The sequence below is a fragment of the Komagataeibacter sp. SM21 genome, from assembly GCF_041402665.1.
GTDB classification, from domain to species: Bacteria; Pseudomonadota; Alphaproteobacteria; order Acetobacterales; family Acetobacteraceae; genus Komagataeibacter; species Komagataeibacter saccharivorans.
The window spans coordinates 306,569-325,901 of record NZ_JBGLOV010000002.1; the positions used below are offsets into that span (position 1 = coordinate 306,569).

Here is a 19,333-nt window from a genome sequence, read left to right on the forward strand (position 1 = left end):
ATCCGGGGCTCCTGACTGTTTCACCCGGACCGCGGTTCTGGTGGCCACCCCCTACCCTGAAGGTATGATGGGGGTGACCTCCCGCGTTCCGATAAGAGGCGCGCACCTACCGCTGTTTAGGTGTGCCTGTCAAGTCCCCGTCCTGAAATCCCTTGCCTGAGAGGTCGTAGGATTCAGGCCCGTTATCGACATTGACGCCCTTGACGGCCTTGGGCGTGCGCAGATGCGTATACTGTAGCGGAGAGAACGGACGGATCTGCCGGTTATTGGGCAGTTCCGCCGTGGTCCACCCACCGCCAAGCGCGCGGATAAGCTCCACCTGCGCCTGCATGTAGCGGGTTTCCACCTGCACTTCGGCAATACGGGCCTGAAGGGCCGCGACCTGCGCCACCACCACGTCCAGATAATTGGTCAGGCCGCCCGTATAAAGCTGCATGGTCATGTTCTGCGTGCGCATGGCGGCCTGCACCGCCTCAGCCTGCTGCGTGGCCTCCGTATCAAGGCCATGGGTCAGGCTCAGCCCGTCCTCCACGTCCTTGAAGGCTGCCAGCACAGTGGCGCGGTACTGGTCTTCCGCCTGCCGGTACTGCGACCAGTTGCGTTGCAGTTCCGCGCGCCGCAGTCCGCCCTGGAACAGGGGCAGGACAGCCTGCGCGGCATAGTTGTACATGCCGTTGGCGAATTTATCGAGCGTGAAGCCGTTATCCATGAAACCGGCAGTCGCACTGAAGGTTACATGCGGATAGAACGCCGCGCGCGAGACACCGATGGCGCGGTTGGCCGCCGCCATATGCCGCTCGGCGCTGGCGATGTCGGGCCTGCGCTCCAGCAGGGTGGCGGGAATGCCCACCGGGGCGGGCACCTTGGGGAAGCTGATCTGGGAACGGGGCGTGATATGGAAATCGGACGGCGCCACATTGGCCAGAATGGCAATCGCATGTTCCATCACCGCCCGGCGGGCCTGAAGGTCCGTATCCGCCGCCTGCGTGGACGAAAGCTGGGTCTGCGCGCGCGAGACATCGATTCCCGCGGCGATAGCCCCCGCCTGCCGCATTTTCGTGATCTGCACCGCGGTCTGGTAATAACGGATCGAGTCGAGATAGACCGCATGCTGCGCGTCCATGCCGCGCAACTGCATATAGTCATTGGCCAGTTCGGACTGGATGCTCAGACGCGCCACGGCGAAGTCAGCCGCCGCCGCCTGCGCCAGACGCTGCTGCACACGCCTGCGGTTGCGGATGCCGGACCAGAAATCCGGCTCCCATCGCGCGGAAGCACTATACTGCTCCGACGACATGTAGATCGGCCCCTGCGAACCCGCACCACGCCACAGCCTGTGGCTGGACGCCTGATTCTGTGAGGCTGAAGCCGCCCCGCTGATCTGGGGGTACAGATTGGACTGCGCTTCCGCCACGATGTCGCGTGCCTGCGTGAAGGCTTCCGCATCGGCCTGCAGGTCCGGGTTCAGGCGGCTTGCACGTTCTTCCAGCTCATCAAGGGTGGGGTCGTGAAAGACCTGCCACCAGTCCCCGCGCGATACGCCATCCTGCGGGTTGCCGTACTGCACAACCCCGTCGCCCTTCCAGTTATCGGGCAGCATGTAATGCTGCTGGCGATATTTGGGAGCAAGGTCCACACAGCCGCCCAGACCGCCCGCCAGGGCGGCGCAACCGGCAAGTGAGAGCATATGGCGCGAAAGGACATGGCGGAACCGGCTGGGCGGCGCTCCCATCATTGCCGCACCCCGGTATCGCTTGCGTTACTGTCACCCGCTGGCATGGCCCGCACGTCATCTCCCTTGTCGACTCCGGGGGATGCCGTGGCCCCGGCGTCATTGTACCCCGTCGTCGCGCCGACCAGATAGACCTTCTGGCCTTCCAGCAAACCTGCGGACGGGTTGTTCACAATCCGGTCCTTCGGGCCGATACCCGCCAGAACCTGCACCTTCGTCCCCAGGTTGGTGCCAACCGTTACATTGCGCAGGCGTATGCGGTTATCGTCATCCACAATCGCCACCTGCATACCCTGCGCACGGAATACAAGCGCGCCTTCGGGAATTATCAGAATATCGGGGTCACCGGGTGCGACAAAATGTACATTGGCATAGGAATCGGGCCACAGTTCCCGCTTGTCGTTATCGACAACCAGTTCCGTGGTCACGGTGCGGGTGCCGGAGTTGAACGCACGTGCGGTTGCAAGGAACTTGGCCCGGAACACCTTGCCCGGATACTGCGGCACCGACACGTCGCCCGTCAGCTTGGGGCTGATGATGTCCGCATAGTCCTGCGGGATGGATACGAAAATACGCATCCGGTGCACGTCGGCCACGCTGAACAGTTCGGTCGCCGTCCCGCGTGAGGAGACATCGCCCCCGCCCGCGTTCACGTAATCGCCCACGTCAGCCAGACGGGACGTAACCACCCCGTCGAACGGCGCCACAAGCTGCTTGAACCCGATCAGGGCGGCATAGCGCGAGACCTCATGCCGGGCGGCTTCCACCTCCGCCTGATTGACTTCGGCATTGGCGGCCTGCACGTCCACTTCCTGCTGCGACACGGCCTGCGTGCCCTGCAGCGCCCGCCAGCGCCGGGCCGTGATCTGCGCCAGCCTGTAGCGCGCCATGGCCACGTCAAAATTCGCCTTGGACGCCGCATACTGCGCATCCAGTCCCGGCGTGTCGATGGTGGCCAGAATCTCGCCCGCCTTCACCTTGGCGCCAATATCCTTGTACCACATCTGCACGTAGCCCGAGACCTGCGCATAGATCGGCGCCTGGTACCATGCGGAAATATTGCCCGGCAGGTCCAGCGTGCGGGTCTTGGGGCCTTTCTGCGGCAGGATGATCTGCACGCGGGGAATGGCCGCGTCCTGTGTCGCGGCTTTCAGGTGGGAGACATGGATGCGGCGTTCCACAATGCCGCCGATAACAACCGCGGCCAGCACGATCCCGCCCACAGTGGCGTACAGCCGCCCACGCCCGGACCTGTGCGGCGTGTGGTTTTCCCCTGTGGCGGTCATGCGTGCTCTCCTTCGCCGACGGCGGCCTTCTTGGACTTTCTGGAATGGATCAGGGCGAACACGCAGGGCACGAACAGCAGCGTGGCGCAGGTTGCGACAAGCAGCCCCCCCATCACCGCACGACCCAGCGGCGCGTTCTGCGAATTGCTCAGCGACATGGGCAGCATGCCGATAATCATGGCCGACGCCGTCATCAGGACGGGACGGATACGTTCATAACCGGCTTCGATCGCGGCACGGACGGCATCGCCATGCACATCCATCCGTTCCCGCGCAAAGGAGACGACAAGGATGGAGTTGGCCGTGGCCGTGCCCATGCACATGATCGCCCCCGTCAGCGCCGGAACCGACAGGGTCGTGTGCGTCAGGAACAGGCTCCATGCGATACCCGCCAGCGCACCGGGCAGGGCCGTAATGATGATGAACGGGTCCATCCACGACTGGAAGTTCACCACGATGATCAGGTACACCAGCAGGATCGACATCGCGAGACCGCCGATAAGCTGGACATACGCCCCGTTCATGGTGGAAGCCTGACCACGCACGCTCAGGCTTGAGCCTGCGGGCAGGTCCTTACTGGCCTCTGCCACCACGCGGTTGACCTCACGGGAGACCGCACCAAGGTCCAGTCCCTCGTTCGAGGCATAGATGTTGAACACCGGCATGATGTTGTAGTGCGAAACCTCGCCCGGCGTGCCCGTCTGCACGATCTGGCTCAGGCCACCGAGTATCTGCGGCGCCTTGTCGGACGGGTTGCCATCCCCCTTGTCGATAGGGATGGTTTCAAGATCGTTCAGGGTCTGCAGGAACTGCAGCGGCGTCTGGATATCGACCAGATGCGAAACGCCCGTCTTGGGGTCCAGCCAGTAGGTCGGCGCCACCTGCCCGCTGCCCGACAGCACGGCCAGCGCGTTGTTCGCCACGTCCGCTTCGGTCAGGCCGGTGCCCAGCGCGTAGGTCCGGCGGGCATTGACGCGCAGGGTCGGCGTATTCAGCGGTTCCTGCACCGACACATCGGCAATGCCGGTGACGTGCCGCAGCTTTTCGGCCAGTTTTTCGGCAAAATCGAAATTGCCATACAGGTTGCGCCCCGATACCTGCACATCAAGCGGCGCGGGCAGCCCGAAGTTCAGGATCTTGGCGGTCAGATCGGCTGGCATGAAGGTGATTTCGGTGCCGGGGAATTTCTCCGCCAGCCCCTTGCGCAGGATGCCACGGAACTCCGCCACCGGCGCTTCATCATTCTTCAGCGTAACCGTCAGATCGCAGTCCTGCGCGCCAACGGTGGGCGTGGGAATGAACGCCTGATTGAGCGGACTGAACGGCAGGCCGCAGTTATTGACGATGCCTTCGACCTGATTGGGCAGCAGGCGTTCGATCTCGTCATTCACCAGCATCGCGATCTTGCCCGCTTCGGCAATCTTGGTGCCCATGGGCGCGCGCATATGGATCGCCAGCGCGTTGGAGTTGATTTCGGGGAAGAAATCCTGTCCCGCGAAAACCAGCAGACCCAGCGAACAGAAGGCGGACAGGGCAAATATCGGGACGAAACGCCCGCGAATGGTCACCAGATGTTCAAGCAGCCCACGGTAGTTGTTACGGAAGATGACGAAGCGGCGCTCGAACCCCTGCTGGAAGCGGCCAAAGACATTGCGCGGTTCCTGATGGCCACCCTCCGCCTTTGCTCTGGCATGGGCCGCGACCTGCGCCGCCAGCATGTATTTGGCCATGGTCGGCACCAGCGTACGCGACAGGATGAAGGATGCGATCATGGCGAAGATGATGGCTTCCGCCATGGGCATGAACAGCCAGCCTGCCACACCGGTAAGCTGGAACAGCGGCATCCACACGATACAGATACATAATGTCGAGACGAAGGTGGGAATGACGATCTGGTTGGCCGCATCGATAATGGCGGTTTCCAGATCCTTTTCCATTTCCAGATGTGCGTCGATGTTCTCGATCATGACGGTGGCATCATCGACGAGGATACCCACCGCCAGCGCCAGACCGCCCAGCGTCATGACGTTGATGGTCTGCCCCGCCGCCCCCAGCCCGATGACCGAGCACAGCATGGCCAGCGGGATGGACGTTGCAATGATGACAGTCGATCGCCACGAACCAAGGAACAACAGCACCACAAGACTGGTCAGCATGGCGGCGGTGCCCATTTCCTGCACCACGTCGCGCACCGCCTCCTTCACGAAGGTGGAGGCATCGCCCAGCACGGTGATGTCGACCCCCGGCGGCAGCGTCCTGACGATGGAGGGCAGAAGCTGCTTGATCCCGCTGACAACGGACAGGGTGGACGCATCACCACTTTTCATGATGACGATCAGCACCGCCTGATGCCCCTTGACCAGCACCATGTTGGTCTGTGGCGGTCCCCCCGCATGCACCCATGCCACGTCGCGCAGGTAGACGACGGAATTGCCCTCCTGCTTGATGGGCATGTTGTTGAAGGTGTCTATCTCCTCGGGCGAGGCATTGGTCTGGACCATCCAGTCGAACGCGCCGATCTGCTGGTCACCGGCGGGCAGCACGATGTTCTGCTTGCCCAGCGCGTTACCGATATCCGTGGCGGACAGCTTGTGGGCCAGCAGCTTGCTCTGGTCCAGATCGACCATGATGTTGCCCGGCTGGCCGCCATAGGGATTGGGAATGGCCGCCCCCGCAACCGATACCAGCGCCGGGCGGATCAGGTTGGAGGACATGTCGTAAATTTCCGACGCCGTCATGGAATCGGATGAAACCTGCAGCGTCAGCACCGGCACGGAAGACGCGTTGTACGTGAGTACAAGGGGGGGCGTCATGCCTGCGGGCATCTGCTTGATGACAGTCTGGGAAACGGCGGTGATCTGCGTCTGCGCCACGGCGGTATCGGTGCCGGGCTGGAAGAACACCTTCACGATGCCACGTCCGTAATAGGACTGGCTTTCGATATGTTCGATGTTGTTCACCGTGGCGGTCAGTGCGCGCTCGTAATAGTACACCACGCGCCCGGACATATCTTCCGGCATGAGGCCGGTATAGGTCCAGCAGATCGCGACCACGGGAATATTGATGCTGGGGAACACGTCCGTTGGCGTGCGCAGGAGGCCCCGCACACCGAACACGACAATCAGGATGGAGAGAACTACGAAAGTATATGGCCGCTTGAGCGCGGTAACGACAATACCGTTCATGCGCGGCCAGTTACCCTCCACTGTGGCGGTCTACGCCACGTAGCAAGGCGCATGTCGCATGCCGCCTTCGCACGGGACAGGTGGTGTTCATGCATGTCTCGTCTCCCCGTCTGTCCTTCCGGTGTTAATGAGGGAGCGTCAGGTGGCAAATGAAATTTCAATTTAGTTTCCGGGCTGCACAACCCCGGATGGCGGAAAAACGATGTTCATGGTTGCCCCGGGCAGACTGTCATGCACCCGCGACTGCAGGATATCGAGCCGCGCGTGATGCAGCGCCAGAATCGCGGATACAAGGCTCAGCCCCAGCCCGCTGCCGGGAATGTGACGGCTTTTATCGGACCGGTAGAAGCGCCCCGTGACCGCCCTGCGTTCGCCGGCGGGAATGCCGATGCCCGTATCGGCGATCTGGAGCATGGCGCAGCCATCATTCATGCGGGTGCGGATTTCCACCCGCCCCCCTTCGGGCGTGAATTTGATGGCGTTGTCCACAAGGTTGGCCAGAACCTCGATCAGCAGGTCCCGATCACCCAGTACATGAATGGGGGGATCATCACCCGTAACATGGGACAGGGCGATCCCCTTGGTCTCGGCAATCGGTTCGTACAGATCGATGATATCCGCCACCAGCGATTCAAGGTCCACCGTGCCGAAACCCGCCCGTCGGCGGCCGTTCTCGATCTCGCCTATGCGCAGCAGGGCGGTGATGATGGCGAATGACTGGTCCAGATCATCGATGGTATGGGAAATGACATTGCGCAGCGCTTCCGCCGAATGGTCGGCGTTCAGCGCACGGTCAAGGCGCGCCCGCACACGCGCCAGCGGCGTACGCAGGTCGTGGGCGATGTCGTTGCCCACGTCGCGTATTTCATCAAGGAGCTGTTCCAGCCGGTCGAGCATGCGGTTGACGCTGCCCGCAAGACGCTGGAGATCGTCATTCTGCTTACCCGCGGGCAGGCGTTCATGCAGGTCGCCTTCCATGATGCGGTCGATCGCCTCGTGCATGTCCTTGACGCGGGACAGGGCGCGATGGCTCAGCACGATGCCGGTCATGAGTGCGAACAGCACGGTCGGCACGATCGACACCAGCATGGAATGCCGCATCATGAGCCGCAGTTCGGTACGCATGTGCCGGCTGCGCCCCAGAACCAGATACCGCTCCCCCGGCACCTTCACCGCAACCATCCGCAATACGGTGGATGAGCCGCCGCCCGTTGCTTCGGGGGTAATGACATGGACATGCCCGTCCGCCACCAGATCGGCGGGCCAGTTATGCAGGTCGCCCACGATATAATGCTGCTGGCTGTCGAACAGCGTGGTGACATTGAGCAGGATGCGCAGGTCGTCGGTCGCGCGGTCGCGTACCTGCTGTTCGAGTTCCTGCGGGGTTTCGCGTTGCAGGATGCTGGCTTCACGCAGCAGGAGCATGTCGGAACGCCGGGCCTCGAACACGCTGGCCTGGCTGTAGCCGAAAAAGAACTGCAAAGCCGCCGATCCGATCATGGCCGCGACCACCGCCAGCGTCAGGCGGAAAGTGGCGGTCCGGAACAGTTCGTTACGGAACACGCAGCATGAACCCCGCGCCACGGATGCTCTGGATCAGGGCGGGCTTGCCGCTTTCGTCAATCTTGCGGCGCAGCTTGCCGATATGGACATCCACAAGGTTGGTCTGCGGGATGAAGCGGTAATTCCACACATCTTCCAGCAGCATGTTGCGCGTCAGCACCTGATTGGGACGCCGCATGAGATATTCCAGCAGACGGAATTCACGCGGCAGCAGGTCGATCGGCACCCCCGCGCGCGTGACCGTGCGTTCGATCAGGTCCATTTCCAGCGGTCCCGCGCGCAGCATGGTCTGGCGGGAATTGTCCGGGCGGCGCAGCAGGGCTTCCAGCCGCGCGGCCAGTTCCTCCATCGCGAAGGGTTTGGTCAGGTAGTCATCGCCACCCGCCTTCAGCCCGCTGACCCGGTCGTCCACCGCCGAAAGGGCGGACAGCACCAGAACCGGCACATGCACCTTGCGCTCCCGCAGGGTCTCGATCAGCGTCAGGCCATCAAGTTCGGGCAGCATGCGGTCCACGACCATCACGTCGAAATGGGCGTTCAGCCCCATGGACAGGCCAGCGGCCCCCGATTCCTCATGCTGGACATGGAAGCCACGGCTTTCCAGTTCCTCCACCACTTCCTGCGCGATCTTGCTGTCATCCTCGATCAGCAGGATACGCGTCGCGGCCACGGGCTGCGGGGCCAGGGGCGCGGGCTGGGAAGGATTGATTTCGGACGGCATGGTCATGATCCCTTCCTTTATGCAGTGCTGCGCGGAAACGGGCCAATTAAAATCGTTTTCAGCCATGCCCGTCCGGGTGCGGGCCATCATCGGCCCATGTGGGCATCATGTCGGCCTGCCGCGCCCCGTTCGCCATGCCGGGATGTGCCGCCGGGGCTGTCCCGTCATCCCCGGCGGGCACGGGATGTTGCGGGTCCATGTCCAGATCACGCAGCTTGCGGCTGACAAGGCTGGTGCGGCGGCGGGCCTCATCAATCGAGGATGACATGGCGGAAGCATTGCGGGCCAGCTTTTCCAGCACCCCGTCCATACGCAGCATTTCCTGCCGCGTGGCCCCCAGCAGGCGGGCAATGTCATCCGTGCGCTTTTCCAGCGCCAACGTCACATATCCCAGATGGATGGTACGCAGCATGGCGGGCATCAGCCCCGGCCCCATCACGATGACGCGATAGGCGCGCCCGATTTCGTCCAGCAGGCCGGGAATTCGCGCGACTTCGGCATACAGCCCATCGGTCGGCAGGTAGAGAACGGCGAATTCCACAGTTACAGGCGGCACGATATATTTGGTCGCGATCTTGCGCGCCTCGATCCGCAGGGTGGTTTCCAGCGCACGGCGGGCAGCACGCTCGGCATCTGGATTGCAGTCCTCCACCGCCTGCAGGAGGCGTTCATAGGCTTCGGTCGGGAATTTCGAATCAATGGCCAGCACCGGCGGGACCGTCGCGCGCACCGGCATGCGGACCGCGAATTCCACCACCTCCCTGCTATCGTCGCGCAGGCGGCGGTTTGTGTCGTACGCACCTTCGGGCAGCACGTCGTCGAGTATGGTGCGCAGTTGCGCCTCCCCCCATCCGCCACGGGTCTTGACGTTGGAAAACAGACGTTTGAGGTCCCCGACCTGCGCGGTCATGGCCGAGACCTCCCCCATCGCCTTCTGCATGGCGCCGATCTGTTCAAGCACACGCTGGAAGGAAGTCTGCATCTGCTTTTCCACCGCCTGATGCAGGCGTTCATTCACGGCGGCACGCAGTTCATCGCTCTGCCGTCTGCCCTCCTCCGCCATTTCGCGCAGGGATTCGGCCTGGGTCACGCGCATTTCCGACAGGTCGCGGCCCATCATGCGGGCAATGCGGTTGAAGGTTTCCGTCATTTCCTGATGCCGCTGGTCAAGGCGGGTGGACAGCGCGCGTTCGATTTCGGCCATCCGCGCACGCTGGACTTCGTTTTCCGCCACGCGGGCCGTGGTCTCGCGCTCCATCATGATGCACAGCCGCGCCAGCACGTCGCCTTCCGCCTGCGGGTCGGGCTGCTGTGACATACGGCGCAGGATGATGAAGGACATCACGCACGACGCAACGGCACAGAACATTCCGATCCAGACAGCAGCAGATGCGGGCATATCGGACATGGCTGGAGGTTTCCCATCAGATCAGAAAGAACAAATCAGGTCCGTGCCCTGTAATACGGGTGCTGTAAAGCCATCATGTTTTTTTGGAATATCTGGCAACCATGATATGCACCAACCGAAACGATCGCATATCACCTGTTTTTCAGGTTCCTGCGGTGCCACAAACCACTAGCGTGCGTCCTGCATGCCCATACCGCCGCGTGTGACCAGCACGGGCGCCCGAACCGTTCGTGAGGACCCATCCACCATGCCCGAGGAAACGCAGACCTGCCCGCAGGCCCGGCCCGCGCGGCGCAGATCCCTGTTTCGCAGCCTGTATGTGCAAGTTGTCCTTGCGGTGGTGGCGGGTATCGCACTGGGGCATTTCTGCCCGCATACGGCCGTAACCCTCAAGCCGCTGGGCGATGCGTTCATCCGGCTGGTCAAGATGGTGATCCCGCCGGTCATATTCCTGACCGTGGTGACGGGTGTCGCCAGCCTGACGGATCTGGGCCAGGCGGGCAGGCTCGCGGCCAAGGCCATGGTCTATTTCCTCACCTTCTCCTCGCTGGCGCTGGTGGTGGGGATGGTCATGGCCAACATCGTCCGGCCCGGCGCGCATATCCATGCCGACCCCGCAACGCTGGATACCCATGCGGTCGCGGCCTATGCGGCACGGGCGCAGGCGCATTCCTTCAGTGATTTCCTGCTCAACATCATTCCCGATACGGTCGTCAGCGCCTTTGTCACGGGCGACATCCTGCAGGTCCTGCTGATCGCCATCCTGTTCAGCATCAGCCTTTCGCATATGGGGGCGCGGGGTCAGGCGATCCTGACGCTGCTGCGGCAACTGACGCAACTGGTGTTCGGCGTGGTACGGCTGGTCATGTATGCCGCCCCCATCGGCGCGCTGGGGGCCATGGCGTTTACCATCGGGCGTTTCGGCATTGGCGCGGTGTTGCATCTGGCCTTTCTGGTGGTGACGTTCTACGCGACATCGGCGCTGTTCGTGCTGGTGATCCTCGGGGCCGTTGCACGGTGGAACGGTTTTCGCATCCTTCCGCTTCTGGCCTACCTGCGTGAGGAACTGCTGATCGTTCTGGGTACCAGTTCATCCGAATCAGCCCTGCCCAGCCTCATGACCCGTATGGAAAACGCAGGCTGCGCACCTTCCGTCGTCGGTCTGGTGGTGCCGATGGGATATTCCTTCAATCTTGATGGCACCAATATCTATATGTCGCTTTCGGCGCTGTTCATCGCGCAGGCGACGGATGTGCATCTGGGCCTGGGCCAGCAGATCAGCCTGCTGCTGGTCGCCATGATCAGTTCCAAGGGGGCCGCGGGCGTGACCGGCGCGGGCTTCGTAACGCTGGCGGCCACGCTGGCGGTCGTGCCGGATGTGCCGGTGGCGGGCATGGGGCTGATTCTGGGCATTGACCGTTTCATGTCCGAATGCCGGTCGCTGACCAACATCATTGGCAATGCGGTGGCCACCATCGTGCTGGCCCGGTGGGAAGGCGCGCTGGATACGGAACGCCTTGCAGCCGCCCTGTCCGGCCGCCTGAGCGACGAGCAGGCTGAAACGCCGGTCATCCCCGGTGTAGAGACCGTCCCCGTCAGCCGGTCATCCGCCGGTTAGGCCTCCCTACCCCTTTTTCCGCCCTGTCCCCTGCCCTTCATAGGTTCTTCCATATGCCTGTTTTCCAGACCCAGACCGGCGCGCTGACCACCGCACAGCGGATACGAAGCATTATTGCGGGTTCATCGGGAAATCTGATCGAATATTACGACTGGTACGTATACGCCGCATTTTCCATGTATTTCGCGCATGCGTTCTTTCCGCCGGGCAACGCAACCACGGAACTGCTGCAGAGTGCGGCGGTCTTCGCCATCGGCTTTCTCATGCGGCCGGTGGGCGGGTGGCTTATGGGGCTTATGGCCGACCGTTACGGGCGACGGGCGGCGCTGAGCCTGTCCATCATCGCCATGTGCGCGGGATCTCTGGCCATTGCGGTCTGCCCGACCTATGCGCGCATTGGCGTGGCCGCCCCCAGCATCCTGCTGCTCGCCCGCCTGCTGCAGGGGCTGAGCCTTGGGGGCGAATACGGGGCAAGTGCTACCTATCTGTCTGAAATAGCGCCAGCCGCGCAGCGCGGCTTCTATGCCAGTTTCCAGTACGTGACACTGGTGATGGGACAGTTGCTGGCCCTTGTCGTGCTGCTGGTGCTGCAGTTCGCGCTGCTCAGCCCGGCGCAGCTCGGCGCATGGGGATGGCGCGTTCCCTTCGGCATCGGTGCGCTGCTGGCGCTGTCGATCCTGTGGTTTCGCCGGGGCATGGCGGAAAGTGAGCAGTTCAACGCCGCCACGCGCGACAGTGCGGCCCATGGTGGCCTGCGTGTCCTGCTGCGCCACCCGCGCGAGGTGCTGGGCGTATGCGGGCTGACACTGGGCGGTACGGTTTCGTTCTACACGTTCACGATCTACATGCAGAAATATCTGGTCAATACCGTGGGCCTGACCAAGGAGCAGTCAACGCTGGTCTCCACCGCGTCACTGGTGGTCTTCGCCCTGATCCAGCCCGCCTTTGGCGCGCTGTCGGACCGGGTGGGACGCAGGCGGCTGCTGCTGTCATTCGGTATTGTGGGCTGCCTGTTCACCGTGCCGCTCATGCGGACCATATCAACCGTGCAGTCGCCCCTTGCCGCGTTCGGGCTGGTTACGGCGGCCCTTATCGGCATTTCGGGCTACACGTCCATCAATGCGGTGGTGAAGGCCGAACTGTTTCCCACACGTGTCCGCGCACTGGGGGTCGCACTGCCCTATGCGCTGACGGTATCGGTCTTTGGCGGCACGGCTGAATACATCGCGTTATGGTTCAAGCAGATCGGGCATGAAGACCTGTTCTACTGGTACGTGACCGGCTGCATCGCGTGTTCGCTGCTGACGGTTATATTCCTTCTGCCCGCGCATGACCGGATCACGCAGGAAAGCTGAAGGGTGACCTGACCGCCTGCCTCTCCTTCCGTCGAGAGGCAGGCGGTCAGTGAACGTGCATGAGATTACGCAGGAACCCCGGCAGCAGCATGGCATAGGGGTTCACATGCACAGCCGGGTTCGCCATCGGCCCTGTGACCTGATAGGTGGCCGAGACCACGCCGCTGTTTTTCTCGGGGCTGAACAGCCATCCCAGCAGCCCCGGCAGATGACCGGGGGCCGCATTGACGGCAAAGGCAGGGATGATGGTTCCATCAAGGGCCAGCGACTTCTTTTCAAGGTTCACATCCCCCGTCACCGTCGCGCCGAGAGAGGCATTGCTGACCAGCCCGTCGGCAATATGGATGTTGCCCTCGTTCATCGTGACCGGGATATTGAGCTGGTCAATCTCAAGACCCGGCGCATGCGGCGCGCGCATCCAGCCATAAATCGAGGCATTATTGGCCAGCCGCACCACGGCGGGCACGTCGCGCAGCGTGAATGAGCCCATCCGCACCGTGCCGGAGAAGGGAGCGGTGGCGACACTGTCATCAAAACTGCCGTTAATGTCGGTCACGCCGCCCTGCATCTGATCCGTCACCTTCATGGCCTGAAGCAGGCTGCCCAGACTGGCCAGATGCACATCCAGCAGGCGGCTGTTGCCCTGCGGGGTCACATGGGCCGTGGCCGCGACCGGTCCGCCCACCGTCAGCACGCCACGCATCAGCCGCGATCCGTTGGTTTCCAGATGGCTGTGCACGTTTGTCAGCGTGTCAGTAGGGCCATAATACAGCGTGCGGGCATCGACATTGAGGTTCCAGCTCCGCCCCGGCGGCCCGTTGACGCGGCCCGTCGCCATTTCGGGCATGTGGTATCCGCCACTTCCCTGCGATGTCTGGGCCTTCGCCGTCGCCGAACTGCTGGACGCGGTCTGGTAGGAAACCAGCGGGGACAGGTCCAGCACCCGTGCCGCAACAGTGACACCAATGGGATCACTGTCACGCATGGGCAGCGTGACCGCCGCATTCCCCACCGAGCGCCCGACCCGGAAGCCACGCAGGATCAGCCTGCGGGCGATACCCGCCGTTGTTTCGGCATGGCCATCGATCAGCAGGTCCGGGCCGACGGCGCGTATGTTCTCGATGCCCGAGATTTTTCCATGGTCAAGATCAAGCTCGACCGAGGCATTGGCTTCCTGCCCCGGTTTCTTGGACCAGATGGGAATGGCCAGCGCCGCACGGTCCAGATCAAGGTCGATATCGACCTGCGCCTTGCCGCCCACGTAACGGTCATAATCGACATCCAGCAGGGCGCTGCCGGAAAAATGCTCGCCCATCTCGAATCCCGCGCGCCTTACCCCTTCCGGCGTGACGTGTCCCTGCAGGCTTGCGCTTTCCACCGCGCGCACCATCGGCCCGCTGCGGAAATCCATGGTGTAGATGACGCTGGACGGTATGCCCGCCAGAACTCCGGTTCCCTGCAGCAGCAGTCCGTTCATGGTCGCGTCGATGCCAAGGCTGCCCCGGTCAAGCGGCCTGCCCACCACCACATTGCCCAGATGCACATCCCCCAGATCGGCATGACTGCGCAGGTCGATCTGGTTCAGCCTGACATGGGCATCCAGCGGCAGGGCAATATGCAGCGATACATTCGCCCGCCCGGCCGGATGGGTGAACGACATGGGATGGCGCGACAGGACATTCAGCCGGGGTTCGGCCAGAAGGGCCAGCACGTCGCGCACATTGCCCAGCAGGGTGACGTTGATGTCGCCCTGCTGCACCTTTTCGCTAAGCCCCGTAATCCGCATGGAGCCGGGTCCCACCTCGATCCGGCCCGTCCCCTTCGCATCGACATGCCGGTCCGCCAGATCCACAAGCTGATAGGCATGGCCGAAACGGATCATCATCTGGTCCGGCCCGTCAAAGGTCAGGTGCGCATCCATGTCATGCATGGGCGGGATCGGACGCAGCCAGTGCAGTTCCATCCGGTGCGCATCGATCGTCCCCCCCAGCGAGGCGACATTCAGTCCCTTCCACCCCTTATTGCTGGCCATACCCATATTGACCTGCAACAGGTCCACATGGCCCTGCGGGATGTTCTGCGTCACCCAGCGCCGCGCGCCCTTCATGGCGCGGGGGGGCCAGAAATCACCCAGTGTCGCAAAGTCCAGCGACTGCGCCCGCGCGCCCACATTCAGCCAGATCGAGGCGGGATGGAGCAGGGAGGCGGATTTCAGGTCCGCCGTCGCATGCAGCGTCGGCCCGCTGCCGTCATCACTGGCGTGACCCGGCGCACGCAGATGCAGGACCAGATTGCGCAGCGCCACATGCAGCGGCCCGTCAAAGGGCACAGATCCCGCCCCGGTCCCCAGCGTGCCAGCCAGATCGGCCTCGCCTTCGCCCACCAGATACTGCCCCGCCTTGCGGGTCGTGACCTGACCATTGCCCGCACGCAGCTTGAGGCCGAATTCACGTGGCATGAGGAAAGGCCAGTCAGCGCGCCCGGCGCGGAACGCCACATCCAGCCTGCCGCCTACCGGCAGGTCGAGGGGCGCGACCTCCTTCTGTCCCGGCGCGAAGGCGGCGGGGCTGATCGGGTCCAGCAACAGCGTCCAGTTCACCTGCTGCGGGCCGACATGCTCACCCGATCCATGCAGGACAAGGCGTTCCCCATTGCCCTCAAGGCCGAGGCGTATATCCCCCGTCACCCCTTTCTGGCCGGAATCCGTTATGATGTTCAGATGCGCGTCTGCCTCCCCCAGTCGCCACACACGGCCCGTGGCGCGGTCGGTCAGGGTGACATGCGTATCGGATATGACGGCCTGACGGATATCCGTCAGGTCAACAGGGGATGGCTCCTGCGGCTTGAGCGAAGGGTATGGTGTGTTGGGCCCCAGATCGAGGCCGAATTTGCCATCCGCGTTACGGGCAAGGCGCAGCCGCCCCTGCGAGACGGACAGTTCAAGGATACGCACGCTGCCATGGAACAGCGCCGGACTGTCCAGCGTAATACGCCCCCGGCGCAGCGTATCGGCCAGCGAGCCATCGTGGCGCTGGATGCGCACATCCTCCACCCAGATCACGAACGGGGCGCGTATCCCGCCATGCAGGGCATTCCAGCCCACGCGCACATGCCCTGCTGAAAGGCCGCCGATAATATCCTCATGCCGCAGACCATGGGCGACCGGGATGGGCATGAACAGCCTGATCGCGGGCGTTACATCCAGCGGACCTGCCGAAAGGCGCACCGTCAGCACAAGCAGGAACACGGCAGGCAGCGTTATGCACAGCAGCACCAGCCAGATCACCACGCGCCCCGCCGCCATGACCGCCCGGCGCACGCGACCTGCGCCGGGGGGGCCGACGGGGGTGGGTTGACCTGTTTCCGTCATACCGTCCACGCTACGCCAGCGCATGAAAATGCGTGACTTCCCAGTCTCCTGCCGGACCCTGCCCCATGGATATGCCCGCTACACCCGACCTTACGCTGCACCCGTCCTGGCGCGGATGCACATGGCCCCACCCGGCGGATGACCGGGCGGCCACCATCATGCACGAAAACCTGACGCAGGCGTGCGCCCGCGCGGGACTGCCGGATATCGCCAGCATAGCGGGCGTGCGCGTCATGACCGATGCACTGGGGGGAAACAGTCCCTACCTGTCGGACCTGGCGCTGCGCGATACGGAAGCCTTCCTGCGCCTTCTGCTCGACGGGCCGGATGCGCATGTGCGCGAAATCCTCAGGGGACTTGAAGCCCTGCCGCCCGAAACCCCGCGCATTGAGGTGATGGCCGCCCTGCGTATCGCCAAGCGGCAGGCCGCGCTGGCCATTGCACTGGCCGATATCGGGGGCGCATGGACGCTGGAGCAGGTGACGCTGGCGCTGAGCGGACTGGCCGAGAACGCATTGGGGGCCGCGGTCAGGCATCTGCTGCTGCATGCCTGCCAGACCGGACGACTGCGCCTGCGTGACCCGGAAAACCCGTGCCGGGGCAGCGGCTTCGTGGTTCTGGCAATGGGTAAGCTGGGCGCGCGGGAACTGAACTACTCCTCGGATATCGACCTGATCATCCTGTATGACCCGGACCGCCACCCCGGAAACGGGGAACTGCGACATACCTTTGTGCGCATGACTAGCGATCTTGTCACCCTGATGGAAGCGCGTGATGCAAATGGTTACGTTTTCCGCATGGACCTGCGGCTGAGGCCCGACCCCGCCGCAACGCCCGCCGCCGTGTCCTTTCCCGCCGCCATCCAGTATTACGAAAGCATGGGCCGCACATGGGAACGCGCGGCCATGACGAAAGCCCGTCCGGTTGCGGGGGATATTGTGGCGGGCCGCCGTTTCCTCAAACACATTCATCCGTTCATCTGGCGCCGCCATCTTGATTTTGCGGTGATCGACGATCTGCACGACATGAAAGCACGAATCGACCGCCACCGGAATGCGGGCCACGCTGATCTGGAAAGCCTGCCCGCCGCGTCTATCCGCGATCCCGAGACCGCGACCGGCTGGCTTCTGGGGCAGAACGTAAAGCTGGGACAGGGCGGCATCCGGGAAGTGGAGTTCATCGTGCAGGCGCTTCAGCTTGTATGGGGCGGCAGGCGGCCCGAACTGCGTGATCCCACCACGCTGGGCGGCCTGCGCAGGCTGCGCCGCGCGGGACTGCTGGAACGTGCCCAGTGCGCAATACTGGTCCGCAACTACCGCATGCTGCGTCAGGCCGAACACCGGTTGCAGATGCGCATGGATCACCAGACCCACACCCTGCCGGACACACGTGACGGATTCGCACGCTTCGCCACCTTCATGCTGGCTGCAACGCCGGGTGAACTGGCCTGCAGCATGCTGTCGGTCATGCAGCATTCGCGCCGCAACTTCGACCTGCAGTTTGCCGAAAGCGACCGGCAGGACATCACCATCGCGCCGGAGGATGTCGATGCCGCCGACCGGCTGCGTGACTACGGCTTCGCGCCCCATGACATCGGTGACGCGCTGCAGATCCTCAACCGGTGGGATAGCAACCGGCTGCGCGCGCTGCGTTCCGACCGGGCGCGCAAGCTGCTGCGCCGGCTGCTGCCTGCCATCATGACCGAAATCGGGGGCCGCCAGCAGCCGCTGACCGTGCTGCGCCGTTTCGATGCGCTGCTGGAGCGGCAATGGGCGGGCGTGCAGTTCCTGTCGCTGCTGGAACGCAATACCGCACTGATCCACCGCATCGTGACCGTTCTGGACTGCGCGCCGTTCCTGGCCGACCATCTGGCCGAAACTCCCTCCGCCCTGGACGGGCTGCTGGACATGGATGGCGGTCCTGGCGCGCTGGGTACGGCCACGGCGCTGGTCAGGCGGCATGTCACATCGGCACAATCGGCCGAGCAGGTACTGCCGGTGATGCGCGGACTGGTGTGCGGGGAGGAATTCCGCCTGTCGGTTGCCCGCCTTGAACACCGCATGGGCGAGGACAGCGCCGCCCGCGCGCGCACAGCCATGGCCGAAACGGTCATGCGCGGGCTGCTGCGCGTGGTCACCGGTGAACACAGACGCCGCCACGGCACCGTGCCCGGTGGTGCGATGGCGGTTGTGGCGCTGGGCAAAGCGGGATCGCATGAAATGATGCCGGGGTCCGACCTCGACCTCATGCTCGTGTTCGATCATCCGCCCGATGCGGGGGAAAGCGTTGTTAATGGCACAGTCGGCACGGATGGCATGCGCGGACGCCCGCTTGCGGCGGGCACGTATTTCGTCCGGCTGGCGCATGCCTTCGTCGCGGCCCTGACCGCGCCGGGACGGGAGGGACCGCTGTATGAGGTGGATATGCGCCTGCGTCCTTCGGGATCGAAGGGGCCGGTCGCCGTCTCCCTGTCCGCCTTCCGCCGCTACCATGAAGAATCCGCATGGACATGGGAACGCATGGCCCTGACCCGCGCGCGCGTGGTGGCGGGACCGCCCCGCCTTGCCGCCCGCCTGCGCCACGCCATCGCCACGGCGCTGGACCATGCCCCGCTGACGGATAAGGAAAGCCGCCAGATCCTGCATGACGTGCGTCACATGCGCGAACGGCTGGCGCGCGAACATCCCGCCGCCAGCCCGTGGGACATCAAACGCCGCCGGGGCGGGCTGATGGATGTGGAGTTCATCGCACAGGGGCTGCAACTGCTGACGCCAGATGCCCAGGCCCGTAATCCCTCCACCCGGCTGGCGCTGCTGCGGCTGGCGCAGGCGGGGACGCTGGATATGGCCGATGCCCGCCTGCTGCGGCGCGCGGACCTGTTCTGGCGGTCGATGCAGGGGCTCGTCCGCATCATATGCGGCAGCGTCGTGCCCGATGCGATCCCGCAGGCCAGCCTTGAAATCCTGATGGGGGAAGTCAGGGCGCGCAATGCGACGGCCCTGCTGGACCGGATGGATGATATGGCCGCCCGCGTAACCGCGATATTCGACCGTCTGATTCCCCCCATTGCGGACACACCGGCGCGATAGCCACGC

General features: G+C 63.7%; 10 protein-coding genes. 3 read left to right on the forward strand and 7 right to left on the reverse strand.

Annotated features, from left to right (window positions below; genetic code table 11):
• Nucleotides 1-106: 106 nt before the first annotated feature.
• From ACBR42_RS03450 to ACBR42_RS03475, 6 genes are all read right to left on the reverse strand, one after another.
• Nucleotides 107-1,735 (reverse strand): efflux transporter outer membrane subunit, encoded by a 1,629-nt coding sequence (locus tag ACBR42_RS03450; protein ID WP_102323155.1) that lies wholly within the window; start codon nt 1,733-1,735, stop codon nt 107-109.
• Nucleotides 1,732-3,018 (reverse strand): efflux RND transporter periplasmic adaptor subunit, encoded by a 1,287-nt coding sequence (locus ACBR42_RS03455; RefSeq protein WP_102323154.1) that lies wholly within the window; start codon nt 3,016-3,018, stop codon nt 1,732-1,734. The genes ACBR42_RS03450 and ACBR42_RS03455 overlap by 4 nt, the downstream gene beginning before the upstream one ends.
• The gene (locus tag ACBR42_RS03460; protein WP_132304739.1) at nt 3,015-6,203 is read right to left on the reverse strand and encodes an efflux RND transporter permease subunit; all 3,189 of its coding nucleotides are present in this window, start codon (nt 6,201-6,203) and stop codon (nt 3,015-3,017) included. The genes ACBR42_RS03455 and ACBR42_RS03460 overlap by 4 nt, the downstream gene beginning before the upstream one ends.
• Before the next feature lie 162 nt (nt 6,204-6,365).
• Nucleotides 6,366-7,766 carry a HAMP domain-containing sensor histidine kinase gene (locus ACBR42_RS03465; protein ID WP_102323152.1) on the reverse strand — a complete coding sequence of 467 codons (1,401 nt, stop codon included), beginning with the start codon at nt 7,764-7,766 and terminating at the stop codon, nt 6,366-6,368.
• Nucleotides 7,756-8,493: a response regulator transcription factor gene (locus ACBR42_RS03470; protein ID WP_102324141.1), complete on the reverse strand. Its 738-nt coding sequence runs from the start codon at nt 8,491-8,493 to the stop codon at nt 7,756-7,758. Before ACBR42_RS03470 ends, ACBR42_RS03465 begins: the two co-directional genes overlap by 11 nt.
• Nucleotides 8,494-8,545: 52 nt before the next feature.
• Nucleotides 8,546-9,895: a DNA recombination protein RmuC gene (locus ACBR42_RS03475; protein ID WP_282757490.1), complete on the reverse strand. Its 1,350-nt coding sequence runs from the start codon at nt 9,893-9,895 to the stop codon at nt 8,546-8,548.
• A gap of 247 nt (nt 9,896-10,142) precedes the next feature.
• Here ACBR42_RS03475 and dctA point away from each other — a divergent pair, with 247 nt between their 5' ends.
• Together dctA and ACBR42_RS03485 are read left to right on the forward strand one after the other, a co-directional pair.
• A complete protein-coding gene (dctA, locus tag ACBR42_RS03480; RefSeq protein ID WP_371207277.1) occupies nt 10,143-11,513 on the forward strand; it encodes a C4-dicarboxylate transporter DctA in 1,371 nt (456 codons plus the stop codon).
• Nucleotides 11,514-11,566: 53 nt separating this feature from the next.
• A complete protein-coding gene (locus tag ACBR42_RS03485) occupies nt 11,567-12,868 on the forward strand; it encodes an MFS transporter (protein ID WP_110546581.1) in 1,302 nt (433 codons plus the stop codon).
• 46 nt (nt 12,869-12,914) lie between these two features.
• On the opposite strand, the gene ACBR42_RS03490 is transcribed toward ACBR42_RS03485, so the two are convergent.
• Complete coding sequence (locus ACBR42_RS03490; protein WP_371207320.1) at nt 12,915-16,238, reverse strand: AsmA-like C-terminal region-containing protein; 3,324 nt, start codon at nt 16,236-16,238, stop codon at nt 12,915-12,917.
• Between the two features lie 65 nt (nt 16,239-16,303).
• On the opposite strand from ACBR42_RS03490, the gene ACBR42_RS03495 reads away from it, so the two are divergent.
• Nucleotides 16,304-19,327, forward strand: a complete 3,024-nt coding sequence (locus ACBR42_RS03495) for a bifunctional [glutamine synthetase] adenylyltransferase/[glutamine synthetase]-adenylyl-L-tyrosine phosphorylase (RefSeq protein ID WP_371207278.1) — start codon at nt 16,304-16,306, stop codon at nt 19,325-19,327.
• Nucleotides 19,328-19,333: the final 6 nt, after the last annotated feature.